This window comes from Campylobacter sp. BCW_4321, from assembly GCF_001763075.1.
GTDB lineage: Bacteria > Campylobacterota > Campylobacteria > Campylobacterales > Campylobacteraceae > Campylobacter_D > Campylobacter_D jejuni.
In genome coordinates this window covers 98,120-123,403 of sequence record NZ_MJYA01000018.1, presented here as the reverse complement: position 1 = coordinate 123,403, position 25,284 = coordinate 98,120, and the positions used below count along the sequence as shown (strand labels likewise).

Below are 25,284 nucleotides of genomic sequence, written 5' to 3'. Positions count from 1 at the left end.
ACTCTCCTACTTGTTAAAAATTTCATCCTGATAATTTTAAAATTATTAGGATGGATGTTTTTAAGGTTGTTAAACTCTTTTTAGATTGCAATCATTCTTTTAAAGTATTTTAAAAACTCAGCTAAGATTAACAATACAATCATTTTAAATTATTTTAAGACGATTAAAAAGAAGTGAAGAGGATTGAAGATTAAAAATTAACTTTTTAAAATCCTTGCAAGTTTAAGCAAATTCGAAATCAAAAATTCTTTTTTTACGAGTTTAGGATTGGTTTTAAGTTCGTATTCGCTTTTAAGTAAAAGAGTGAAAATTTCTTTATATTGTTCGATTTTTAAACTAAAGGCTTGAGAGCTTAAATTTTGTCCCACTTGAAGGGGTGGAGTGTAGCCTAAAAGCTCTTTAAAATCAATTTTGCCATTGACTTTAGCATAAAGTGCGATTTTAAATAAACGATAAAAAGAATTATATAAAGAGTTGATTAAAGCAATTTCATTAAAATTATCTAAAATTTTTTCAAGTTCGCTTTTAAAGTCTTGTTTTTTTAAAATTTTATCAAAAAAGCTTTCAAAACTTCCTGTATTTAAACTATAGCAGTATTGTTCTATGGTTTTTTCATCTACTCTTAAACCGCTAAATTTATTAAGTTCGCTTGCAGCAAGATACAAGTTTTCATCAAAACTTGTAAAAAGAGTAAATAAAGCATTTTGAGTGATTTCAACCCTTAGTTGTTTTGCTTTTATGCTTAAAAGCTCCACGCCTTCTTTAGCTCCGTTAGCTTTAAAAAATCTTACAAAATGAGGAGAGAAAATTTTTTCTATGTCACTTTGCTTTGAACTTTCATCATAAAATTCTAAAAGAAAGAAATTGTCCGCATTGTTTTTGCAAAGTTCGACTAAAATTTTAAGATCTTTTATTGGAATTTTTTTAGAGGTTTTAATTTCTAATAATTTTTTTTCGCTAAAAAGCGATCCTGCGCTTAAAAAATCACTTGCATGAGTGAAGTTGTATTCTTCAAAAAAAAGTTTTAAAGTTTCATCGGGTTTATATTTTTCTTTTATAAATTCAGCATAAAGTTCGCTTTGAAAATTATCTGCTCCATAAAGAAAGAAAAAATTAGGTATTGAATCTTTAGAAAGCAGGGTTTGAAGCTCTTTTCTATACATTTTCTTCCTTTATAAGTCTTTGGGTGATTTTAGCATAAATTTTTGCCATAACTATATCCGCTTCCATGATTTGCACTTCAACACTTTCTAGTAAATTTACACGCGTATCATAAAGGATTATATCCGCTCCTTTGATTTCATCATCTAGTTTGGCTATGCAAGCTCCATCATTTTGCACAACTAAAGCTTTAAATTTTTTGCCTATATTTTTAGCTGCCCATCTAGCAAATTTTCTATCCATAAAATCAAAAGCAACCTTATCCGCCTCTCTTTCAAGCGTACTAAGACTCTCGCAAGTGCTTTCTATGTTTAAAAGCAGATAATTAAAAAGTTTTTCATCGTTTTTTTGTTTGGCTTTTAAAAGTCTGTGTAAAATAAGATCAGAATACCTTCTTATAGGGCTTGTAAAATGTGAGTATTTATCAAAACCTAAGCCAAAATGTCCCGCATTTACGCTAGAGTATTCCGCTTTTTTTTGTGCTTTGATGATGAGTTTATCTACTTCTGCTCTTAAATTTAATTCATCGGCTAAAGCTTGTATGTCGCGTATGAGTTCAGGAAGATTGGGCTTAAAATTTACATCGATTCCAAGTTCGCGTAATTCATTTAAAAGTTTATCGATTTTTCTTGCATCAGCACTTAAGTGATTTCTAAAAATACCTATATCTATGAGTTTTGCTGCGGCTTTATTGGCTAAAAGCATACAATCTTCGATCAAATTATGCGAAGGCGTGTCTTTTTCAAAAACTGTGCTTTTTAGACTTAAATTTTCATCTAAATTCATTCTTAATTCTTCGGTGCGAAATTCAAAGGCATTTTTAAGACGCATTTTGCGTAAATTTTTTGTGATTTCAAAAAGCTCATAAAGCCATGAAAGTTCTTTTAAATCAGGTTTTTGTACCAAAATTTCATCAACTTCATCGTAATTAAAACGGCGTTTTGAGTTGATAATACCTTCAAAAAGTTCTTCTTTGATGACTTTATTTTCATGATTGAGCGTGATTTTAAAACAATACGCTAAGCGATCTAAATGAGGTTTTAAAGAACAGATATTTTCACTTAAAGGACGAGGTAACATAGGTATAGCAATGTGCGGAAAATAAATAGAAAATCCACGATTTCTTGCTTCTTTATCTATAGCACTATAAGCATAAACATATTCGCTAACATCAGCAATAGCTACATAAATTTCTCGTTTTTGAGTGTTAAAATAAATCGCATCATCAAAATCTTTTGCATGTATAGGATCTATAGTGCAAAAAGGCAAGGCTCTTAAATCCATGCGATTTTCATACATACTCGCATCAACGCTATCACCGTTTGCTAGAGCTTCTTTGATACAAGCGTCGCTAAATTCGTTATTTTTATTAAAAAGAGCTAAGGAGATTTTTTCATCTATACTTTCATCATCAATATGCCCTAAAACTTCTATGATATTGTTATTTTCATTTTCTATTTTTAAAATTGTCCCTAAAGGTAGTGCTTTTAAGGATTTTTGAGAAGCTTTTAAGGCAGTGCTTAATCCTGTTTTGATATTCATTCCAAGCACGGCTTGGCCATACCTTTTGGTGATCACTAAAGAGGTTTCATTGGCTCTTTTTAGAACTAAAATCACCTTTGCACTGGGGCGTTTTTTCTTTAAAGGTAGAAGTTTTACTGCAACTATATCTTTATAGTTTGCACCTTTTAGGTTTTTGTTTTCTATCAAAAGATCTTTTTTGAAACTTTCATCAAAGCATTGTAAAAAACCTGTACCTTTGCTTGAAATATCAAGCACCCCAAAGGCAAAACCATTGTTAAGATAGTATTTGTTTTTGTGTTCTTTGATGATGTGATTGGCTAAAAGCTCTCTTAAAATTTGTTTAAATTCATTGCTTGCTTCGTGAGAGCTAATACCATAACTAAGACTGTTTAAAAATTCTTTCACTTTTGATACTTTATGATTTTTTGTAAAATTCTTACATAAAGTTTATAAAAAAAATATGAAATTTATACTTTAATTGCTATAATAATACCTTTAATTTTTGAATTTTTAAGGAGTGAATATGGCTATTACAGTATATTATGATAAAGATTGTGATTTAAATTTAATCAAATCAAAAAAAGTAGCAATTATAGGCTTTGGCTCTCAAGGACACGCTCATGCGATGAATTTAAGAGATAATGGCGTAAATGTAATTATCGGACTTCGTGAAGGTAGTGTAAGTGCTGTTAAAGCAAAAAATGCTGGTTTTGAAGTAATGAGTGTAAGTGAAGCTTCTAAGGCAGCAGATGTGGTTATGATTTTAGCTCCTGATGAAATTCAAGCAGATATTTTTAATGTCGAAATAAAACCAAATTTAAGTGAAGGCAAGGCTATAGCTTTTGCGCACGGTTTTAATATCCACTATGGTCAAATTGTTGCTCCAAAAGGTATAGATGTTATCATGATAGCACCTAAAGCACCAGGACATACAGTAAGAAATGAATTTACTTTAGGAGGTGGAACCCCTTGCTTGATAGCCATCCATCAAGATGAAAGTAAAAATGCTAAAAATTTAGCCTTAAGTTATGCAAGTGCGATTGGGGGCGGACGCACAGGTATTATAGAAACAACCTTTAAAGCTGAAACAGAAACAGATCTTTTTGGTGAACAAGCCGTGCTTTGTGGTGGACTTAGTGCTTTGATTCAAGCAGGTTTTGAGACTTTAGTTGAAGCAGGTTATGAACCTGAAATGGCTTATTTTGAGTGTTTGCATGAAATGAAACTCATTGTGGATTTGATTTATCAAGGTGGTATTGCAGATATGCGTTATTCTATCTCAAATACTGCAGAATATGGCGATTACATCACAGGGCCAAAGATTATTACTGAAGAGACTAAAAAAGCGATGAAAGGTGTTTTAAAAGATATACAAAATGGTGTTTTTGCAAAAGATTTTATCTTAGAACGCCGTGCAGGTTTTGCTAGAATGCATGCGGAACGCAAAAATATGAATGATTCTTTGATAGAAAAAACAGGGCACAATTTGCGTGCTATGATGCCTTGGATCAGTGCTAAAAAATTAGTAGATAAAGATAAGAACTAAACATTGTCAAAGAAAAAATTAGTTCAAATTCAGCGTTATTTAATCATAGCTATACTTTTTTTACTTTGTATAGCTTTAGCTTTGGGAATTTTAGTAAAATATCAAAATTCCCAAGATGTTTCTTCTGCTAAGCCGGATTATTTTATTGATAAACAAGAAGATTTAATTTCATCAAGCAAAGATCATTATGAAATTGGTGTTTTTCAAGAGAATGAGTTTGATAATAATAAATCTGTAAGTATTTTAGAGCAAAAAATTCAAGAAATTGATGATTTAAATACAAGTTTAAATGAGCAAAATTTAAGCAGTGTGGAGCAAAATTTAAGTTTAGAACAAAATCAGAGTTTAGAGCAAAATTTTATTCCAAAAGATACAAATTTAACTCAAGATCAAAATTTAACTTTTGATGAAGATATTCATTTAAATAAAATTTCTAGAAAACCAAAACTTGCTATTATTATCGATGATATGGCAAATGCAAGTCAGGTTAGAGGTTTAAAAGCTTTAAATTTAAAGTTAAATCCTTCTTTTTTCCCGCCAGATAAAAACCATAGCGAAACGCCAAAACTTGCTTTAAAATTTGATTTTTATATGGTGCATTTGCCTTTAGCAGCGATTAATTATAATAAACCAGAAATTGATACTTTAAACCCAAATGATAGTAAGGAAAGAATTTTTAAAAAAATCAAGCAAATTAAAAAAGATTTTAAGGATTTAAGATACATCAATAATCACACAGGAAGTTTATTTACAAGCAATGAAGAAGCTATGAGAAAGCTTTATGAGGCTTTAAAAAATCAAAATATATTTTTTGTAGATTCTAAAACTATAGGAAATTCTAAGGCAAATAAAATCGCTAAAGAACTCAGTATGCCTTATATACAAAGAGATGTGTTTTTGGATAATGAAGATGATGTTAATTATGTTAAAAAACAACTTCAAAGTGCAGTAAAACTTGCACAAAAAAAAGGTTTTGTTATAGCCATAGGACATCCTAGGAAAAATACTTTTAAAGCCTTAGAGCAAAGCAAGGATTTGTTAAAAGGCGTTGATCTTGTGTATTTGAGTGAAATTTATGGCAAGTGAAATTTTGCCTGATGAATTTTTAGAACTTTTTAAAGATTTAAAAAAGCCTCCTAAAAAATTACACTATAAAGGAAATTTATCTTTATTAAGACAAGATAAAATCGCTATTATAGGTTCAAGGCGTATGAGTGTTTATACGAAAAATTGTGTTTTTTCCTTAGCGAGTATGCTTAAAAATGCCCATCTTTGTGTGGTAAGTGGCGGTGCTTTGGGTGTGGATATCACTGCAAGTATGGCAGCTATGCCAAATACTATAGGTATTTTTGCTAATGGTTTAGATCAAATTTATCCAAGAACTAATGAAAAAATCATTAAACAAATTTATGAAAATGCTTTAGCTTTAAGCGAATACGAAGATGATTATTTGCCAAAAAATTATGACTTTTTACTAAGAAATCGTTTGGTTATTGCTTTAAGTAAGGCTGTTGTGGTTGCACAAGCAGATATAAAAAGTGGTTCTATGCAAAGTGCAAGGCTTGCTTTAGAACTTAATAAGCCTTTATATGTTTTACCGCAAAGACTAGGAGAAAGTACAGGGACTAATTTGCTTTTAAAGGAAAATAAAGCAAAGTTAATCTGTGATTTTAAAGAATTTGTAAGTGAGTTTGCAAGTATAGATACAAATCAAGATGAGTTTTTAGAGTTTTGTAAAAAAGGTGTGAGTGTTGATGAGGCTTTAAAAATTTATGGACAAAAAGTTTATGAATACGAACTTGAGGGAAAAATTTCCATAGAAGGGCTTTTTATAAGGGTTTTAGTATGAGAGCTTTGGCTTTAGATGTAGGTTTAAAACGCATAGGTGCAGCGCTTTGCGTAGATAAAAAGATCGCTTTGCCTTTAGATGCAGTTTTAAGAAAAAATCGCAATCAAGCCGCTAATGAAATCAAAAATTTACTTAAAATACATGAAATTTCTTTACTCATTGTAGGCATTCCTAAGGGTGGGTCAAGTGAAGAAGAAATGACAAGACGCATTAAGCATTTTGTTTCTTTGCTTGAATTTGATAAAGAAATTTGCTTTGTAGATGAAAGCGGAACAAGTAAAGAAGCTTTAGAATACGGCGTAGCAAATACACGCAAAAAAGATGGTAAATTAGACTCTTTGGCTGCTTTTATCATGATAAAGGATTATTTTGCTCTCTAGAATAGAAAAACTTTATACCAAAGATGAAATGCAAAATATTTTATCTTCTTTTACTCAAGAAAAAAATGTTTGCGTATTTGCAAATACTTTAAAAATTAGCACTGAAGAATTAGAAAAAGAATTTTTAAAACAAAATTTAAAATTTAAAAAGATTAATGCTTATTGTTATTTGTTTGACGCCAAAGATAAAGCCATCTTAAGTTCTATGAAAGCTTTTAATGAGGCGTACTTTTATATACAAAATTATTCTTCTTATTTGTGTGCTTTAAATTTAGAGGTCAAAGCAGGGCAAAGTGTTCTTGATATGTGTGCAGCTCCGGGTGGCAAAAGTATCAATCTTGCAAATTTTATGCAAAATACAGGTTATTTAGCTTGCAATGAGATGAGTAGGGATAGATTTTTTATTTTGCAAAAAAATCTTAAAAATTACGGCGTGAATGCTAAAGTTTTTATGAAAGATGGTAAAAATATAGGCAATTTATGTCCTTTAAAATTTGATAAAATCTTACTCGATGCGCCTTGTTCAACTTTTGCTAAAATAGGTTTTGATTTGGAAAAAAGTTATAAAGAAATCAAAAATATTGCAAAAACTCAAAAAAAACTTCTACATTCTGCTTTAAAGGCATTAAAAATAGGTGGAGAGCTTGTATATAGTACTTGCACCTTTACCAAAGAAGAAAATGAAGAAGTGGTAGAGAATGCTTTAAAAAGCGAATTTAAATTAGAGCTTTTAGATATTGATTTGGAAAATGTTGAGGCTAAAGCAGGGCAAAGTGAAGAATTTGCTGAAATTTCAAAATGTAGACGGATTTTACCAAGCTTAGACTATGATGGATTTTTCATAGCTAAGCTTAGGAGATTATGTTAATTAATAAAATTATTCACATTGAAATACAAATTCATAAAAAAACTTAAAAAACAATAAATAATTTTTTCTTTATTTTAAAGCTTAAAGTTCTATTTTTAAGCACTTTGAAAAGAAAATCACAGCGTGAAAAGGCTGTGAATAAAGTTGAAATTTTTTTAACCTTAAAAAGATGCAATTAGTCTGATTGTATTTTTTGCAGTTTTGGAGCTATTACAGCTTGACAATATCCTTGATTGGGATTATTTGTAAAATAATGTTGATGATAGTTTTCAGCTTTGTAGTAAGTTTGCAATCTTGAAATTTTAGTAACTATTTTTTTGCTAAATATTTTTTGCTGTTCTTCGATGAAATTTTGAGCTAAAATTTTATCTTCTTCATTTTCGTAAAAGATTATTGAGCGATATTGTATACCAATATCTCCACCTTGTTTATCTATACTTGTTGGATCATGAATTTTAAAAAAGAGTGTTAAGATTTCAAGAAGAGAGATTTGTTTTTCATCATAATTTATTTTGACAACTTCTATGTTACCATCACCATTGCACACGCTTTCATAGCTAGGATTTGGATTTCCTCCGCTTATATCCAACTTCAGTATCGATTACACCTTTTAGGCGTTCAAATACAGCTTCAACACACCAAAAACAACCACCACCTAAAACGATATTTTTCATTGTGAGTTTTCCTTGATTTTAGCCCTTTGAAGGGCTAAGATTATTTGTAGTTTTTGATTGCTTTTTCTAAAATTTCAATTGCAGCTTTTTCATCTTTGAAATCTTGCACTTTAACCCATTTGTTTGGCTCTAAAATTTTATAAGTTTCAAAGAAATTTTTGATTTTATTTAAAGTTGCTTGTGGTAAATCTGTGTAAGTTTTTATATTGTCATATCTTGCATCTATTTTTGAATTTGGAACTGCAAGAAGTTTTTCGTCCATTCCTTTTTCATCTTCCATGATTAAAACACCGATTAAGCGGCAAGGAATCACGGCTCCAGCTTGGATAGGATATTCATTAAGCACTAAAATATCCACAGGATCACCATCATCAGCCAAAGTATTGGCAATAAAGCCATAGTTTGCTGGGTAAAACATCGCACTAGCTATAATGCGATCTACCATGATAGCGCCGCTATCTTTATCGATTTCGTATTTTATGTTTGAGCCGTATGGAATTTCGATTACGGCATTGATTTTATTTGGAATATCTCCGATTTTGATTTTGCTTAAATCCATTTTTTCTCCTTATATACTTTGAATTTTTTTAATCAGTTCTTTCATGTCTGCAACGATAGGTTCGATAGTGCGCTCTCCATCAATAATAAAATGAAGTTTTTTCTTTTGATAAAAATCTAAAATTTCATTTAAAGGTTCTGTATAAACTTTCATTCTATTGTAAAATACTTCTTCATTATCATCTGCACCACGATTTCTGCCTAAAACTCTTTCTTTGGCAACTTCTTCGCTTACTCTTACTTCTATGACACCTTTAAGACAAATTTCATTTTGCTCACTTAAAACCTTGTCAAATTCCATCATTTGTTCTACGCTTCTTGGATAGCCATCGATGATGATAGTTTTAGTTGGAGCAGCTTTTAGTGCGCAAACTATAGTATTTACAACAACATCTAAAGGAACAAGATTGCCTTTGGATATAAAACTATCTATAGTTTTTCCAAGTTCACTCCCGCTTGCTACTTCAGCTCTTAAAAGATCGCCTGTTGAATAGTGTGTGATATTTGTCGCATCTGCTTGTGCGATTAAACTAGCATCGGTAGTTTTTCCACTACCTGGTGCACCTATGATTAAAAACAATTCTTTCATTTTATATTCTCCCTTAATTTGATTCCTAATTCTCTCATTGCTTCATTGTTAGCAGGTGATGGTGCATCTGTCATTAAGCATTGCGCTCTTTGGGTTTTTGGAAAGGCTATAACCTCTCTTATGCTGTTTGCTCCTGTAACTAGCATGATGAGTCTATCAAGTCCTATAGCAATACCTCCATGTGGTGGAGCACCAAAACTTAAAGCATCAAGCAAGAAACCAAATTTTTCTTTTTGTTGTTCTTCATCTATATTTAAAAGTTTAAATACTTTTTGCTGAATATCGTTTTTATGGATTCTTATACTACCTCCACCTAGCTCAACGCCGTTTAGTACTACATCATAAGCGATAGATGAAATTTCTTCTAAATCAGCTTCATTGATATTTTTTGGCATAGTAAAAGGATGGTGCATCGCAGAATAACTTCCGTCATCATTTTGCTCAAACATAGGAAAATCAACAACCCATAAGAATTCTAAGGCATTTGGATCTATAAGATTTAACTCGTTGGCTAAGAAAATTCTAAATCTTCCCATATAATCAAGCACGGTTTTTTTAGCTCCTGCACCGAAAAATACCACATCTCCTACTTCAAGCTCACAGCGTTTGCTGAGTTCATTTAAATCTTCTTCGCTAAAGAATTTGCAAAGTGGACCTTTAAGCCCATCTTCTTTAACTTGTATGAAAGCTAAGCCCTGAGCGCCAAATTTACGCACAAATTCTTCAAATCTTTGCATTTGTCTTTTTGAAAAAATAGTATCGCCTTTTGGAACGCGTATGGCTTTGATGCGATTTTTCTTTGTATCTTTGGCGATATTTGCAAAAATTTCATTATTTGACTTAGCAAAAATATCAATCACATCAATAAATTTAAGATCGAATCTTAAATCCGGCTTATCAGAGCCATAATTCTCCATAGCGTCTTTGTATTGCATTTGTCTAAAAGGGGTTTGAATTTCTTTGCCGCAAGCTTTGAAAATATCTTTTAAAAAAGTTTCGGCTACATTGATCACATCTTTTTGTTCGCAAAAACTCATTTCAACATCAATTTGTGTGAATTCAGGTTGGCGATCAGCTCTTAAATCTTCATCTCTAAAACATTTTGCGATTTGAAAATAACGATCAAAACCGCTACACATTAAAAGTTGTTTGAAAAGCTGAGGGCTTTGTGGAAGAGCGTAAAATTCACCCTGATGCACACGAGAAGGTACGAGATAATCTCTTGCGCCTTCAGGGGTAGCTTTGGTAAGAATAGGGGTTTCAACTTCTAAAAATCCCATATTTGCCAAAGAATTTCTAGCTGCTATACAAGCTTTAGAACGCAGGGCAAAATTTTCATAAAGTTTAGGATTTCTTAAATCTAAAAAGCGATATTTTAAACGTAATTCTTCATTTACACTTTCATCAGCGATAGCAAAAGGAGGCACGGCACTTTCATTTTCTATGGTAAGTTTAGAAACAACTACTTCGATTTCTCCTGTTTTTAATTTAGGATTTACAAGTCCTTCACCACGTGGACGAATAGTACCTTCTGTAATAAGTACAAATTCATTTCTTGCATTGGAAGCGATTTCATGAGCTTCTTTACTATCATTTGGATCGCAAACAAGTTGGATAATACCACTTCTATCTCTTAAATCTATAAAAATAACTCCACCATGATCGCGGTAGCTATTTACCCAACCGCAAAGTTTAACGCTTTGACCAACATGGGAAATTCCCAAGTCTGTATTATAATGACTTCGCAAATTTATTCCTTGAAAAAGATTTTTTAAGATAATGAGCAAAATTATAGTATTTTTATTCTTTTGCTTTGCTAAGATTTGATATAATTTTTTATGCAAAATAAAATAGATCATAAAAATATTAAAAAAATTGGACTTGTTACACGACCCAATGTGAGTTTAGATAAGGAAATTTTAAAACTTCAATCGATTTTATCTATATATAAAGTTGAACTTGTATTATTTAAAGAAAGTTCTGAAATTTTAGATTTGCCAAAGTATGGATTGGATGATTTGTTTAAAATATCTGATTTTGTTATTTCTTTAGGTGGAGATGGGACTTTGATTTCTTTATGCCGTAAAGCTTGTGAATACGATAAAGCAGTTTTAGGAATTCATGCTGGACATTTAGGTTTTTTAACAGATTTTAAAGTTGATGAAGCTGAAAATTTTTTTCAAGCTTTTTTTCAAGGAGAATTTAGAATAGAAAAGCCTTATTTGTTAAGTGTTTTTTTAGAAGATAGGCAAGGAAAAATTTTAGAAAAATTGGCTTTTAATGATGTGGTTATTAGTAAAAATAATCAAGCTTCTATGGCTCATATAGAAGTTTTTAGAAAAGAAAAGAAATTTAATGAATATTTTGGAGATGGGCTTATTATTGCAACTCCTGCGGGTTCAACAGCTTATAATTTAAGTGCAAATGGGCCCATAGTTTATACTTTAGCTCAAGCTTTTATCTTAACTCCTGTTTGTTCTCATTCTTTAACACAACGCCCTATTGTCTTACCAAAAGGTTTTGAAATAGAGATTATGGCAAAGGATTGCATACTTTGTATTGATGGGCAAGAAAATTATAAAATGAATAATTTTAAAAGTATAAAAGTGGGTTTAAGTGATAAAAATGTGGCTTTAATTCACCCAAAAAATAGAGATTATTTTCAAATTTTAAAAGAAAAATTACACTGGGGAAATTGATGATAAATAGAATTTTTATGAAAGAAAATCTTGGTTTTAAAAAGGCTGAGCTTGAAATTTCTAAAGGACTTACCGTTTTTACAGGGTTAAGTGGAGCTGGAAAATCGGTCTTGTTTAAAGGAATTTTATCCGCATTTTCTTTGAGTGAAAGTGAGGCTAAAATTGTCGAAATAGAACTAGATGATAAATTAGATTTAGAAAGTTTTGGCATAGAAAGCGAAGAGGAGAATGTTTTTAAGCTTTTAAAAGAAAAAAACACAAAATATTTTATTAACAATCAAAGCATAGCGAAAAAAAGTTTGCAAAATTTAAGTAAAACTTTTATTAAGTATTTAAGCGCAAAGGAAAATAACGAATTTGGAAATGAAAAATTTTTAAATCTCTTAGATGCCTTGGAAATGCAAGAAAATACAAATTTTGTTTCCTTTTTAGAAGATTTTAAAAAAGATTTTAATGCTTATAGTCAAATTTCTAATGAGCTTAATGCAATTTTAGAAGAAGAAAAAAAAGTAGAAGAATTAAAAGAATTAGCTAGAGTACAAATTGAAAAAATTTCAAGCATTAATCCTAAAATAGGCGAGTATGAAGAGCTTTTAATACTTAAAAAGAAGCTTTCTAAAAAAGATAAATTAGAAGAAGCTTGGAGTAAGGCAGAGCGTATTTTTGAGCTTGAAAAAGTTGTTATTGAAGCTTTAAATTTAAGCGAAGTTGATGCGAGTTTTTTTAGTGAATGTTTAAATGAATTGCGTGTGATTTGTGAAAATCAAAAAATGGAAGATTTGGATTTTGATGTGGAGACACTTTTAGATCGTATTGAAAATTTATCCTATCTCATCAAGCGTTATGAAAGCATAGAAAATGCTTTAGAAGTTTTAAAACAAAAAAAACATGAACTAGAACATTATGAAAATTTAAGTTTTGAAAAAAAAGAACTTGAAAAAAAATTTCAAGAATCAAAACAAAAATTAGAAGAAAAAGCACAAATTTTAACTCAAACAAGAAAGAAAAACCTTAAAAAATTAGAAAAATGTTTAAATAATTATCTTAAAGAACTTTATATGAAAGATGCAAGTTTGACGCTTAAAGAAAGTGAAAAAATTTCAATTTTAGGCAAAGATGAGATAATGCTAGATATTAATTTAGCTCATTTAAAAAATTTAAGTTCAGGTGAATTAAATCGCTTAAGACTTGCTTTTATAGCCACAGAATGTAAAATTTTAAATGCAGGTAAAGGGATATTATTTTTAGATGAAATCGATGCAAATTTAAGTGGAAAAGAGGCTATGAGTATAGCTAAGGTTTTAGAGGAGCTTTCTAAGTTTTATCAAATTTTTGCTATTTCTCATTTGCCTCAACTTTCTTCTAAGGCGCATAATCATTTTTTAGTTGAAAAAAATGGCGAAGAAAGTAAGGTAAAAAAGCTTGATCAAAAAGAAAGAATTAAAGAGCTTGCTAGGATGGTAAGTGGAGAGCTTGTTAGTGATGAAGCAATCGAATTTGCTAAGACCTTGTTTAAGAATTAAGCGGATTTTTTATTTTACTATGTTAAAATATATAACTATAAAATTTCCTTTCTTTTGAAATAAATATATTAAAAATTTTAGATATAAAGGTATTTTACACACTATGAATAAGAAAATTTTAATTATTGATGATAATAAAATGCTTGGCAAACTTTTAGCTAAAAAAATTCAAATGACTTTAGATTATGAGGTAGATATTGCTTTTGATTTTGCTGAAGCCAAGGAGTTAATGAACAATAATTATTTTTTAGCTTTTGTGGATTTATGTTTGCCAGATGCCCCAAATGGTGAAGTTGTGGATTATGTTATAGAAAAGAAAATTCCTGCTATTGTTCTTACGGCTAGTGGTGATAAGGCTACTAAAGAAAAATTTATGGATAAAGATATATTAGATTATATTTTTAAAGAAAGTGAAACTTGCATTGATGAGATTATTAGTTCTATTATAAAACTTAATCAATATGCAAAAACTAAAGTGATTTTAGCTATGAGCAAGCTACCTGAACGTAATGAAATTAAAAAAATACTTACTCAAAGACAATTTAATGTTTTAGCTGCAGCTCATGGTGAAGAAGCAATGAGTTATTTAAATGATAATAATGATGTTAAGCTTATTATAGCAGATGTCAATATGCCAGTAATTAGCGGTTTTGAGCTTTTAACTCAAGTAAGAGAACGTTTTAGTGATGATGAATTAGGTGTGATTCTTTTGGGGGATCATAATGATTCATTTGAAGCGAATTCTTTTAAAAATGGAGTTAATGAGTATTTGTTTAAGCCTTTAAGCAAAGAAAGTTTTAATTGTCGCTTAGATCGTTGTTTATCTTACATGGATGATAAAAAATTTTTAAGCACTTATAATGTTTTAGATCCTGTATCTGGGGTTAAAAATTATAATGCTTTAATCGATGGAATAGATGATTATTTTAACGAAATAGCAACAAAAGACGAGGAATTTGCTTTTGCTTTCTTAGATATAGATAATCTTCAAATGATTAACGATGAATACGGCCGTGAAGTTGGTGATGAAGCAATTAAAATCTGCGCCAATGAAATAGTTAATGAAACTAAAGGAAGAGATCTTGTAGGTAGATATAGTGCAGAAAAAATTTGTATTTTACTTAAAAATATATCCCAAGAAAGAGCGATTAAAATTTTTTCTCGTATACGAGTAAATATAAAAAAAGCTGGTGTTTTAGTTAATTTAGATGAAGTCTTTTTTACAGCTTCTATAGGCGTGGTTTTTGGAAAAAGTGGAGATAAGATTGATTCTTTGGTTGATAAAGCAAGTAAAATATTGTCTCAAGCAAAAGATAACGGCAAGGATAGAGTTGAAGTATGTTCTTAAATCTTGATTTTCAAGATGGTTTAAGGATTGTTGATACGCATTGCCATCTAGACAGTGAAGCATTTAAAGATGATTTAGATGAAACTTTAAATCGTGCTTTTAAAAATGGTATAGAGAAAATCATCATACCTGGTGCTGATATAAAAGACTTGCCTTATGCAGCTACAATTGCTCATAAATATAAAAATATTTTTTTTGCAGCAGGGGTGCATCCTTATGAAATTGATAATTATGATGAGAAAATTTTAAGGCAGTATTTATGCGATGAAAAGTGTGTAGCTGTAGGTGAATGTGGGCTTGATTATTTCCGTTTTAAAAGTGATCTTGCTGAAGAAATTCAAAAAGAAAAAGAAAATCAAAAAAAGATTTTTATCGCACAGCTTGAACTTGCTATTGAATTTAAAAAACCTGTTATCATTCACTCAAGAGAAGCAAATCATGATACTTATGAGATTTTACATGGGTATTCTAAGGATCTTGTAGGAGGAGTTTTACACTGCTTTAATGCAAGCGAACATTTGCTAACTCTTTTTGAAGATGGATTTTATTTTGGTATTGGAGGAGTTTTAACTTTTAAAAATGCTAAGAAATTAGTTGAAATTTTACCTAAAATTCCAAAAGATAGACTGCTACTTGAAACTGATGCTCCATATCTTACTCCAGAGCCTTATCGCGGTAAAAGAAATGAACCTTTGTTAACTCAATTTGTAGCAAACAAAATGTGTGAAGTATTGAAATTATCAAGAAAAGAGCTTTTAGAAATTTGTTTTAACAATTCTGAAAAATTATTTTTTAAAGGTTATTGATGAAAAAAATTTTATTGTGTTTTTTAATATGTTTTAATTTTCTTTTTGCACAAATTAATACTCCTGAATTTTATGAAAGACAAATGAATGTTTTAAGAAATTTGGATATTAATCCAAGTTTTATTAGTGATTTGATTTTTGTGCAAACTCAACAAGATATAAAATCAAAACACGCTCAAACTTTAATAGATAGTATGCAAAATTTTTCAAAAGTTACTCCTATGATAAGAAAAATTTTAGCCCAGCAGGAAGTTCCTGATGAGATTTTGTATCTAGCTATGGTTGAATCAGGCTTGAAAACTCATAGTGTTTCTAATGCCAAGGCTGTAGGGGTTTGGCAATTTATGCAACCAACAGCTAGAAATTTGGGTTTAAGAATCGATGCTTATGTTGATGAAAGGCGTGATCCGGTCAAGTCAACTTATGCCGCTACAAATTATTTAAAAGAGTTAAAAGAAGAATTTGGCAAATGGTATTTAGCGCTTTTAGCTTATAATTGTGGAAATGGTAAACTAAGACAAGCTATCAAGCAAGCAGGAAGTGATGATTTAAGTGTTTTATTGAACCCTGATAAGAAATATCTTTCTTTAGAAACTAGAAATTTTATAAGAAAAATTTTAACGCTTGCTTTTTTAGCCAATGATAGGGATTTTTTACTAGATAAAGATGCGTCTTTAATGAATTATGCTTTAAGCAACGAATTCGCAAAAGTTGATGTGCCTTCTTCTGCATCTTTAAAAGAAATAGCTAAAAATTTAAATATGGATCTTGCAACTTTTAAGAAATATAATCCACAATTTAAACATAATTTTACGCCTCCTGGTAAAGGGTATTATATGTATATACCACTTAATAAAGTGGCATTTTTTGATAAAAATTTTAAAGCAGAAAAACTTGCGAAGGTTGATACAACTATACCTATGACAAGAACTTATACCGTTAAGTCTGGTGACTCTTTATATAAAATAGCAAGAAATTATAATATAAGTGTTGATGAAATTCGAGAATTTAATAAAATAGCAAAAAATCATCTTAGTATTAATCAAAAATTAATTATACCAATCAAGGAGAATAAAAATGCAAATAAAAACAATTACACTAAAGTTGTCAGCCGTTAGTCTAGGGGCTTTATTTTTTAGTGGTTGTTTAGGCACTAGTTTTTTTTCTAGCTTGGATAATGCTCAAGTGTATTATCCTTCAAATGATTTTAAAAGCAGTCCTAGTTCTTCAGGGACTAAAGGAACGATGAAGCCTTATACTATCAATGGTAAAACTTATTATCCCACTGTTGTAGCAGTAGGTGAAACTGCTGATGGTATTGCGAGTTGGTATGGGCCAGGCTTTCACGGCAAGAAAACCTCTAATGGTGAAACCTATAATCAAAATGCTTTAACCGCGGCTCATAAAACTTTACCTATGAATACTATCTTAAAAGTAACTAATCTAAATAACAATCGTCAAGTTACCGTTCGTATAAATGATAGAGGTCCTTTTGTGAATAATCGTATTATAGATTTATCAAAAGGAGCTGCTAGTCAAATTGATATGATTGCTTCAGGAACAGCTCCAGTAAGGCTTGAGGTTATAGGGTTTGGATCAAGTAATTCGGGTAATAATATTGTACATTCTAATGTAAACTATGGAAATAGTGGAGAGATTGCAAATAATGGACAAATTTATGAAGGTGGAAATTTCATGGTTCAAATTGGAGCCTTTAAAAACCCAGCTGGAGCACAAACGATAGCAGCAAGATATAAAACTTATAGAACTTATAGCTCTACTATACGCACAAGCTCAGTGGATGGGTTAAATCGCGTTTTCTTAACAGGCTTTAGAAGTGAAGATGAAGCAAGGGATTTTGCTGCAAGTGGTACATTTGCAGGTGCATTTGTTGTAAGAGAGTAGAAATTATGACAGAATTGATTTTTTTGGATGTAGATGGCTGTTTAACTGATGGGAAGATTATTTATACTTCTAATGGAGAATTTATTAAAGAATTTGATGTAAAAGATGGAGCGGCTATCGAGGCTTGGCTAAAGCTTGGTAAAAAAATTGCTATTATTACAGGTAGAAATTGTCCTTGTGTTGAAAAAAGAGCTAAAGATTTAAAAATAGAAATTTTATATCAAGGCATCAAGGATAAGTTAGCTTGTGCAAAAGAAATTTTACAAAAACTTAATTTAGATTTTTCTCAGTGTGCGGCTATTGGGGATTATTTTAACGATAAGGCTTTGCTTGAAAGTGTAGGACTTAGTTTTAAGCCAAAAGATGGTCATAAAGATTTAAATGTAGACATAGTGCTTAGCAAAAAAGGTGGTAAGGCTGCTGTAGCACAGATGATAGAAATTTTAGTAGAAAAAAATCATCTAGAAGAAGAATGGAATAAGCTTTGGCTATAAAAATTTTTGGAATTTTAATTGCTCTTTTTACAATTACTTTTACGATTTTAAGTTTGCAAGATCCATATTCTTTGAATTTGCAAACTAATGCTTTAAATTTTAAAAATATTGAGGCTAAAAATTTGAAAGCTTATGAGAGTAATACTAGTACAATTAAGGCATATTATAAGGCAAATTCTTGGGTGAGATATGCAGATAGAGATGAATTTAATGATTTTATTACTTTAAATTTAGATTTTAATCTTAGTGCAAATCGTTTAGAATTTTTTAATAAAGATATGAGCAAGGTTTTATTTGAAGGAAATGTTACTTATATAGGTACTAATAATGTCAAAATTATTTCCCAAGAGGTAGAATACGAACCTAAGAATAAAGTTCTATATACAAATACTGATTTTAAAGCTCTAATTAATGGAAGTATTATTAACGGAAATACTTTAAACTATGATGTAAAAAACAAAATTTTAAATATCCAAGGAGTAAACGCGTGGTTGCAAGACAAATAATTTTATTGTTAGTTTGTGTAAGTGTAACTTGGGCAACTCAAATTGAAGTAAAAGCTTTAAATTTTTATTCAGATGAAAATAAGGGTGAAAGTATTCTTAGTGGAAATGTAGAAGTAATTAGAGGTGATGATATTTTAAATTCTGAAAAATTGATTATTTATACGGATAAAAATCGCAAACCTATTCGTTATGAAGCAATGCAAAACGCTAGGTTTAAGATTGTTTTAAAAGGTAAAACTTATAAAGGTAGTGGAGATAAATTTATTTATAATGTTATTAAAGATACTTACGAGATTAATGGCCATGCTTATATAAATGAGCTTGGAAGCAATCAAAAACTTTTTGGTGATAAAATAATAGTCGATAGAAAAGCTAATATTTATCGAGTAGAGAGCAAGGATCAAAAACCTGCTCGTTTTGTATTTGATCTTAAAGACAAATGATAATTAGTGCTAAATTTATCACTTCTTTAGTGAAATTTGATGAGAATTTGAGCTCAAATTTTAGTGAAGTAGCATTTTTAGGGCGTTCCAATGTCGGAAAAAGTTCTTTAATCAATTCTTTGTGTAAACAAAAAAATTTAGCCAAAAGTTCGGCAACTCCTGGAAAAACTCAGCTTATAAATTTTTTCGAAGTAACTTGCAAAAGAAATGAAGAAAAATTTAATATCAATTTTATCGATTTGCCAGGGTTTGGTTATGCAAAGGTTTCTAAAAATTTAAAAGAAATATGGAATCAAAACTTAGATGAATTTTTAAAATTAAGAACCTCGATAAAGTTATTTATACATTTAATCGATTCAAGACATACTCATTTAGAGATCGATGTAAATTTAAATGACTATTTGAAAAGATTTTTACGACCTGATCAAAAAATTTTAAAAGTTTTTACCAAATGCGATAAATTAAATCAAAGTGAAAAAGCTAAGTTAAAAAATGAATTTAAAGACTCTATTTTAGTTTCAAATTTGAATAAATTTGGCCTTGATTCTTTAGAAGATATTATTATCAATCAAACTTTAGGTCTTGATAAATGAGAAGAAATTTAAGTGCTTATAAAGCAAAATTTAATGGAGCTTATGTCTTTTTAGGATTTTTTTTTCTAATCTATCAGATTCTTGGTTCGACTTTTATATATGCTCCGTTACTTTATGGGATTTTTTTCTGTTATATGTTTTGCTTACTAGAAGAGAGAGAAAGAACTTTTTCAAAGCTTGATTTTAGATGGTATTTTTCTTTATTTTTTTTATTTTTTACTGATATAACTTATAATTTTTTTATTTTTTCATCTTGGTTGGCATTTTTTATTTTTTATTATCTTTGTGCAGATTGGATTAAGACAAATTTAAAAATTGGTAAATTTATCCCTGTTGTTTTTGTGCTTTGTGCTTACGGCATTATTTTGTTTTTGGATATGATATTGTCTTATATTGGAGATGAAAAAATTAAAATTTTAGGATGGGCGTATATTGTTTCAGTTTTTATAGAATGTTGTTTAGCTTATGTGTTTTTTAAAGGTAAAATTTAAATGAGAATGCGTTTAGTTGTTGGATTTATACTATTGTTTTTTATATTTTTATTAAGTCGTGTGTATTATTTGAGTATAAAATCAAATGTATATTATGAAGAACTTGCCAAACAAAATGCCATAAAAACTGAATTTTTACCACCCGTTAGGGGTCAAATTACAGATAGAAATGGAACTTTATTAGCTATTAATGATTTGGGTTTTAGTATCTCTATTAAACCTTATTTAAGTATTAAAAAGTCAAATAAGGGAATTTTAGATAAAGAATTATCTGAACTTACAAATTTATTTCCCGATTTAAATGCTAGTAAATTAGCAGAAATTTATAAGAGAAATGATTCTTACTATAATCAAGATTTTATTAAAGTTGTAGATTTTATACCCTACGATGAGATTATTCCGCATTATTCAGAGTTAAATCTTAATAAAACAATAAAAATAGATCCTGTTGTAAAAAGAAAATATCCTTTTGGAAAATTGGCTTCGCATATTATTGGGTATGTAGGTAAGGCAAATTTGCAAGATGTTCAAGAAAATGAAATAGCAAAACTTTCTAACTATACGGGAAAAAGCGGTATAGAACGCTATTATAATGATATTTTACAAGGAGAAAAAGGAACCAGGGTTTATAAGGTTAATGCCTTAAATCAAGAAGTAGAACAGCTTTCTTACACTCCTGCTAAGTCTAATGATATAGAACTTACGATAGATATAGAGCTTCAGTCTTATTTAACTTCATTGTTTGAAGGGAATGCTGGAGCTGCTATAATTATGAATGTAAATGATGGATCTATTTTGGCTGCAGGGAGTTTCCCTGAATATGATCTTAATCCTTTTGTAACAGGGATTTCTTTTAAGGATTGGGATGAGCTTTCAAATAGTCTTGATCATCCTTTTACAAATAAACTTATAAATGGATATTATCCTCCAGGCTCTGTTGTAAAAATGGGAGTAGGGCTTTCTTTTTTAAATTCTAAAAATATTAGCCCGTCGACTCAATATGTTTGCAATGGAAGCATTGAGCTTGGAGGCAGGTTTTTTAGATGTTGGAATCGATCAGGCCATGGACCTGTGGATTTAAAACATGCGATAAAATATAGTTGTGATGTTTATTTTTATAATGGCAGTTTGCAAGTTGGAATCGATCAAATAAGTGAAACTTTATCTCGCATTGGCTTTGGAGCGAAAACAGGGGTAGATTTACCTAGTGAATTTTTAGGAACTTTACCAAGTAAAGAATGGAAGATGCAAAGATATAGACAATCTTGGTTTCAAGGTGATACTTTAAATACAGCTATAGGTCAAGGTAGTTTTCTTGCAACACCTATGCAAATTGCTAGATATACAGCTCAAATCGCAAAAGGTGGAGAGGTTATACCTCATTTTTTAAAAAGCATAGAAAATAATAATACAACTATAGAAAATCAAATGGATGAAAATAAAAAAGAAATTTTTACTTTATTTGAAAAGAGTCAATTACCTTATATAAGAGATGCAATGTATGCTGTTGCCAATGAGCAAGGAGGAACCTCTTATCGTTATTTGCATAATCTTGATGTGAAAGTTGCAGCAAAAACAGGAACTGCTCAGGTTGTGGGATTTTCACAGACAGATAAAAATAGGGTTGATGAAAAACAATTTGAGTATTATACTAGATCTCATGCGTGGCTTACTTCTTATGCTCCTTATTCTAAGCCAAAATATGTAGTTACCGTTCTTTTGGAGCATGGTGGGAGAAATATTACTTCAGGGGCAACTGTAGCTAAAATTTATCAAAAAATGATTGAACTTGGATATTTTAAATAATTTCTAGTTGTAAATTAAGTTTTTCAAAAAAAACTTTTTTAGCAATTGGTTTAAAAACCTTGTATTAAACAAATTATAAGTTTAATACAAGGAAAATTTATCTATATTAACAAAAGTATCTTAAAAGATGGCTTTTGTTCTTTTTTCAAGCCAAACTAGAGCTTTTGGATAATCACCTAGCTTAGGAGAAAGTTTTTCAAATACTTCTTTGTGATAATCGTTTAACCATTTTTTTTCTTTTTCATCTAACATTTTTGTATCAATACAAGATATTTCAAAAGGACAAAGAGTAACAGGTTTAAAGTATAAAAACTCTCCAAAATCTTTATTTTTAGGATTTTCTACTTTGGTATGAATAACTAAATTTTCAAGTCTTATACCCCATTTACCTACTTTATAAATACCTGGCTCTATGGAGGTTAGCATACCTTCTTTGACTTTTGTTTTTTCAAGCACAGGGGATAGATAAGATAAAACTTGTGGACCTTCATGGACATTTAAAAAATATCCCACGCCATGTCCTGTGCCGTGTATATAGTCAATTTGTTCTTTCCATAAAGGTGCGCGTGTAATTGCATCAAGTAAGGGCATAGCTATATCTTTTGGAAAAATTGCACTGGAAATGGCAATATGTGCTTTTAAAACCAAGGTATAGTCATGAATTTGTTCTGCATTAGCCTTTCCTATTGGTACAACGCGTGTAATATCTGTTGTGCCGTTTTTATATTGTCCACCAGAATCAATAAGTAAAAGCCCATCTTTTTTAAGATAAGCAAAACTCTCTTTTGTGGCTTTATAATGTGGATATGCTGCGTTTTCGTTAAAGCCTGCTATAGTGGCAAAACTATCACTTATGTAGTGCTTGCTTTGTGCTCTAAATTCGCTTGCTTTAGCATCTATGTCTAATTCGCTTATTAATTCTTTATTTTCTATCGCTTCTTCAAGCCATGCAAAAAATTTACATAAAGCCACTCCATCTTCTATCATAGCATCTTGTATATGCGCTATTTCTTTTGTATTTTTAACTGCTTTTAAGTGAGTGCTTGGATTAATTTCTTGAATGATTTTTACGCTTTTATCTAAAGAATTTATGAGTAAAGCGGTCATTTTTGAAGGTTCAATAAGCAAATTTGTATTTGCAAGTTTTTCAAGCTCCATGATGATTTCATCATAATTTTTAAGCCAAAGCCCATCTAAATTTAATTTTTTTTCAAGTTCTGAATTTACTTTTTTCTGATCAACAAAAAGCAAAGCTTTGTCTTCCAAGATTAGCAAATGACTTAAAAATACAGGATTATAATTTACATCATTCCCTCTTAAATTTGTAAGCCAAGCTATATCATCAAGGCTGGAGATTAAATGAGAAGTAGCATTTAAATTTTTCATTTTTTGACGCACTAATGCTAATTTTTCTTTTCTTGAGTAAGAGCAGTATTCTAATTCGTGTTCATAAATTTTTTCTTGTGGTAAAGTGGGACGATCTTTCCAAAGTGGACTTATCAAATCTATATGTTTTAAATTTGCCTTGCAATTAATCTTTAAATCTTTTTGCAAAGATAAAGGTAAAAGTGCAAAATCGATGCCTAAAATTTGATCTTCGCTTAAATTTTTTTCCAACCATTTGGTAAAAGTATTTTTAGCATCTTGCTTTTGTAAAAGTATGCCACTACCTTCTAATTCCTTTTGTGCTTGAAGCCAATATCTTCCATCTACCCACAAAAAGCCCTCTTCTTGTGTGATAAGAACTGTTCCAACAGAACCCTTAAAGCCACTGATAAAGACTCTGTTTTTGTAATATTCTGGTAAATATTCGCTCAAATGCGGATCCGCGCTTAAGATGAGATAGGCGTCAATATTATTTTCTTTCATTAATCTTCTAAGTTCTAATACTCTTTGTTTGTAAATACTCATATTTTCTCCTTAATATTAATTTTTTAGTATTTTATTGATAGGTTTTTTGAGTATAAGTAAAATTATAACAGCACCAAGTAATATCCACATACATTGGTAAAATAAATTTGGCAAATAAGCTATATTTTCTTCACTTGCTTTACCACCTATGAATCCAGCTAAAGCATTGCCTAATGCACTTGCTACAAACCAAAGTCCCATGACTTGAGATTTAATTAAATTAGGTGCAATTTTTGTCATTATAGAAAGTCCCACAGGAGAAAGGCAAAGCTCTCCTAAAACCATAAGCAAAAAGCTACTGACAAGCCACCAAGGTGAAACTAAAATAATTTGTGATGAATTTTCTAAATTTTCTCTTAATGTATTAGCATCACCATTTAAACTAATCGCATGATTTGAAGCTAAAGCCATTATTAAAAATGCCAAAGCCGCACCCAAAAGTCCTAATGCAAATTTAATAATAGATGAAATTTCTTTATTATTTTTGGCGCATATAGTCCATATAAAAGCACTAAAAGGTGCAAAAAGTATAACAAATAAACCTCCAAGAGATTGAAACCATATTGTAGGAATTTCATAATTTAATATGGTTTTATCCGTTAATTTTTCTGCAAAAAAATTAAAAGAAGTGTATTGTTGCTCATATACTGACCAAAATAACGCAGCCGCTAAAAATAAAATAATAAAAATAATTAAATTTCTTTTTTCTTCTATTTTTAAAGAAGTAAAAGCGAAAAGATATAAAAAATAAATTCCAGCACAAGCTAAGATAGTTAAAATAATATTTTTATTAATAACTTGTGCATCTAATTTTATAAAACCATCAAGGATTAAAAATATTGCTCCAAGTAAAACAATACCTGATACAATGATGATGTAAAATGCATTTTTGCTTTTTTTGCTTGGTCTATCCCAAGTAGAGTCTATGCCAACTTTTTCATCAAATTCTTTTAAATCAGGCATAGTTTTTAGGTAGAAAATAATTACCGCTAAAAGCATACCAATCCCACCTGCACCAAAACCAAAATGCCATCCGTATTCTTTTTGTAAAAAGCCGCAAATTAAAGGAGCTACAAAAGCACCAAAATTAAAGCACATATAAAAAAGAGTAAAACCAGAGTCACGCCTTGCATCATTTTTTTTATAAAGCATTCCAACCATTACAGAAGCACAAGTTTTAAAAAGTCCTGTACCTATAACCAAAAAAACATACCAACAAAAATCATTTTATTGTTAAAATAAGAAAAGGCTATGCACAAATGTCCAAATGCTATAGTTAAAGCACCTAGTAAAATTGCTCTTTTTTGTCCTAAGTAATTATCCGCAAGCCATCCACCTGGCAAAGCAGCAAGATATAAACAACTTGCAAAAATTCCCATAATTGCACTTGCTTCTTCAGGTTTTAAGTTCATTCCGATTTTTTCAAAACTTGCTATCATAAAAAGGTAAAGCAAGGGACGAATTCCGTAAAAAGAAAATCTTTCCCAAAGCTCAGTAAGTGAAAGAGATAAAAGTGGTTTTGGATGTCCAAAAAATGAAGTATCTAAATTTTTTACATTTTTACTCAATTTATATCCTTTGTGTATTTTTATTTATAAATTATAGACAAG

General features: G+C 30.1%; 23 protein-coding genes and 2 pseudogenes. 17 read left to right on the top strand and 8 right to left on the bottom strand.

The features are described from left to right. Positions 1-197: 197 nt before the first annotated feature. On the bottom strand, positions 198-1,163 hold the full coding sequence (locus AJN58_RS03755; protein ID WP_070233146.1) for a DNA polymerase III subunit delta: 966 nt from the start codon (positions 1,161-1,163) through the stop codon (positions 198-200). Continuing rightward, positions 1,156-3,090: an RNB domain-containing ribonuclease gene (locus AJN58_RS03750; protein ID WP_070233148.1), complete on the bottom strand. Its 1,935-nt coding sequence runs from the start codon at positions 3,088-3,090 to the stop codon at positions 1,156-1,158. Before AJN58_RS03750 ends, AJN58_RS03755 begins: the two co-directional genes overlap by 8 nt. A gap of 118 nt (positions 3,091-3,208) precedes the next feature. Here AJN58_RS03750 and ilvC point away from each other — a divergent pair, with 118 nt between their 5' ends. Genes ilvC through AJN58_RS03725 form a run of 5 tightly spaced genes read left to right on the top strand, consistent with a single transcriptional unit; the run spans position 3,209 to position 7,328 of the window. Continuing rightward, positions 3,209-4,231: a ketol-acid reductoisomerase gene (ilvC, locus tag AJN58_RS03745; RefSeq protein WP_070233153.1), complete on the top strand. Its 1,023-nt coding sequence runs from the start codon at positions 3,209-3,211 to the stop codon at positions 4,229-4,231. Positions 4,232-4,234: 3 nt separating this feature from the next. After that, positions 4,235-5,317, top strand: a complete 1,083-nt coding sequence (locus AJN58_RS03740) for a divergent polysaccharide deacetylase family protein (protein WP_070233155.1) — start codon at positions 4,235-4,237, stop codon at positions 5,315-5,317. Then, the gene (locus tag AJN58_RS03735) at positions 5,307-6,080 is read left to right on the top strand and encodes a DNA-processing protein DprA (protein WP_070233157.1); all 774 of its coding nucleotides are present in this window, start codon (positions 5,307-5,309) and stop codon (positions 6,078-6,080) included. Before AJN58_RS03740 ends, AJN58_RS03735 begins: the two co-directional genes overlap by 11 nt. Then, a complete protein-coding gene (gene ruvX / locus AJN58_RS03730) occupies positions 6,077-6,460 on the top strand; it encodes a Holliday junction resolvase RuvX (RefSeq protein ID WP_070233159.1) in 384 nt (127 codons plus the stop codon). Before AJN58_RS03735 ends, ruvX begins: the two co-directional genes overlap by 4 nt. Positions 6,461-6,488: 28 nt before the next feature. Next, on the top strand, positions 6,489-7,328 hold the full coding sequence (locus tag AJN58_RS03725; protein ID WP_079860117.1) for an RsmB/NOP family class I SAM-dependent RNA methyltransferase: 840 nt from the start codon (positions 6,489-6,491) through the stop codon (positions 7,326-7,328). A gap of 175 nt (positions 7,329-7,503) precedes the next feature. On the opposite strand, the pseudogene msrA reads toward AJN58_RS03725, so the two are convergent. From msrA to aspS, 4 genes and pseudogenes are all read right to left on the bottom strand, one after another. Next, positions 7,504-8,002, bottom strand: a pseudogene (gene msrA, locus AJN58_RS03720) (peptide-methionine (S)-S-oxide reductase MsrA). Positions 8,003-8,042: 40 nt separating this feature from the next. Then, entirely contained in the window at positions 8,043-8,561 is a 519-nt protein-coding gene (ppa, locus tag AJN58_RS03715) for an inorganic diphosphatase (RefSeq protein ID WP_070233165.1), read from the bottom strand. 9 nt (positions 8,562-8,570) lie between these two features. Continuing rightward, entirely contained in the window at positions 8,571-9,149 is a 579-nt protein-coding gene (locus AJN58_RS03710) for an adenylate kinase (protein WP_002855137.1), read from the bottom strand. Next, positions 9,146-10,897 (bottom strand): aspartate--tRNA ligase, encoded by a 1,752-nt coding sequence (gene aspS / locus AJN58_RS03705; RefSeq protein ID WP_070233238.1) that lies wholly within the window; start codon positions 10,895-10,897, stop codon positions 9,146-9,148. Before aspS ends, AJN58_RS03710 begins: the two co-directional genes overlap by 4 nt. Before the next feature lie 90 nt (positions 10,898-10,987). Between aspS and AJN58_RS03700 the strand changes: the two genes are divergently transcribed. The 12 genes from AJN58_RS03700 to mrdA all read left to right on the top strand — a co-directional run bounded on the left by AJN58_RS03700 (position 10,988) and on the right by mrdA (position 21,763). Then, on the top strand, positions 10,988-11,848 hold the full coding sequence (locus tag AJN58_RS03700; RefSeq protein ID WP_070233167.1) for an NAD(+) kinase: 861 nt from the start codon (positions 10,988-10,990) through the stop codon (positions 11,846-11,848). Beyond that, positions 11,848-13,371 carry an AAA family ATPase gene (locus tag AJN58_RS03695; protein WP_070233169.1) on the top strand — a complete coding sequence of 508 codons (1,524 nt, stop codon included), beginning with the start codon at positions 11,848-11,850 and terminating at the stop codon, positions 13,369-13,371. The genes AJN58_RS03700 and AJN58_RS03695 overlap by 1 nt, the downstream gene beginning before the upstream one ends. Before the next feature lie 103 nt (positions 13,372-13,474). After that, positions 13,475-14,719 carry a bile resistance response regulator CbrR gene (cbrR, locus tag AJN58_RS03690; protein WP_070233171.1) on the top strand — a complete coding sequence of 415 codons (1,245 nt, stop codon included), beginning with the start codon at positions 13,475-13,477 and terminating at the stop codon, positions 14,717-14,719. Further along, positions 14,710-15,525: a TatD family hydrolase gene (locus AJN58_RS03685; protein WP_002861342.1), complete on the top strand. Its 816-nt coding sequence runs from the start codon at positions 14,710-14,712 to the stop codon at positions 15,523-15,525. The genes cbrR and AJN58_RS03685 overlap by 10 nt, the downstream gene beginning before the upstream one ends. After that, positions 15,525-16,643, top strand: a complete 1,119-nt coding sequence (locus AJN58_RS03680; RefSeq protein WP_004305487.1) for a lytic transglycosylase domain-containing protein — start codon at positions 15,525-15,527, stop codon at positions 16,641-16,643. Before AJN58_RS03685 ends, AJN58_RS03680 begins: the two co-directional genes overlap by 1 nt. Further along, complete coding sequence (locus AJN58_RS03675) at positions 16,603-17,430, top strand: septal ring lytic transglycosylase RlpA family protein (protein WP_070233173.1); 828 nt, start codon at positions 16,603-16,605, stop codon at positions 17,428-17,430. Before AJN58_RS03680 ends, AJN58_RS03675 begins: the two co-directional genes overlap by 41 nt. A 5-nt stretch (positions 17,431-17,435) precedes the next feature. Next, positions 17,436-17,924 (top strand): HAD-IIIA family hydrolase, encoded by a 489-nt coding sequence (locus AJN58_RS03670; RefSeq protein ID WP_002866504.1) that lies wholly within the window; start codon positions 17,436-17,438, stop codon positions 17,922-17,924. Continuing rightward, a complete protein-coding gene (locus AJN58_RS03665; RefSeq protein WP_070233175.1) occupies positions 17,915-18,430 on the top strand; it encodes a hypothetical protein in 516 nt (171 codons plus the stop codon). The genes AJN58_RS03670 and AJN58_RS03665 overlap by 10 nt, the downstream gene beginning before the upstream one ends. Further along, entirely contained in the window at positions 18,412-18,873 is a 462-nt protein-coding gene (locus AJN58_RS03660; RefSeq protein ID WP_002852252.1) for an LptA/OstA family protein, read from the top strand. Before AJN58_RS03665 ends, AJN58_RS03660 begins: the two co-directional genes overlap by 19 nt. Next, the gene (gene yihA, locus AJN58_RS03655) at positions 18,870-19,466 is read left to right on the top strand and encodes a ribosome biogenesis GTP-binding protein YihA/YsxC (protein WP_002893924.1); all 597 of its coding nucleotides are present in this window, start codon (positions 18,870-18,872) and stop codon (positions 19,464-19,466) included. Before AJN58_RS03660 ends, yihA begins: the two co-directional genes overlap by 4 nt. Next, positions 19,463-19,957: a membrane protein gene (locus AJN58_RS03650; protein ID WP_002855248.1), complete on the top strand. Its 495-nt coding sequence runs from the start codon at positions 19,463-19,465 to the stop codon at positions 19,955-19,957. The genes yihA and AJN58_RS03650 overlap by 4 nt, the downstream gene beginning before the upstream one ends. After that, positions 19,958-21,763, top strand: coding sequence for a penicillin-binding protein 2 (gene mrdA / locus AJN58_RS03645; protein ID WP_070233177.1), 1,806 nt, complete (start codon positions 19,958-19,960; stop codon positions 21,761-21,763). A gap of 120 nt (positions 21,764-21,883) precedes the next feature. On the opposite strand, the gene AJN58_RS03640 is transcribed toward mrdA, so the two are convergent. Continuing rightward, on the bottom strand, positions 21,884-23,674 hold the full coding sequence (locus AJN58_RS03640; RefSeq protein ID WP_070233179.1) for an aminopeptidase P family protein: 1,791 nt from the start codon (positions 23,672-23,674) through the stop codon (positions 21,884-21,886). Between the two features lie 15 nt (positions 23,675-23,689). Next, positions 23,690-25,242: pseudogene (locus AJN58_RS03635) on the bottom strand (peptide MFS transporter). Positions 25,243-25,284: the final 42 nt, after the last annotated feature.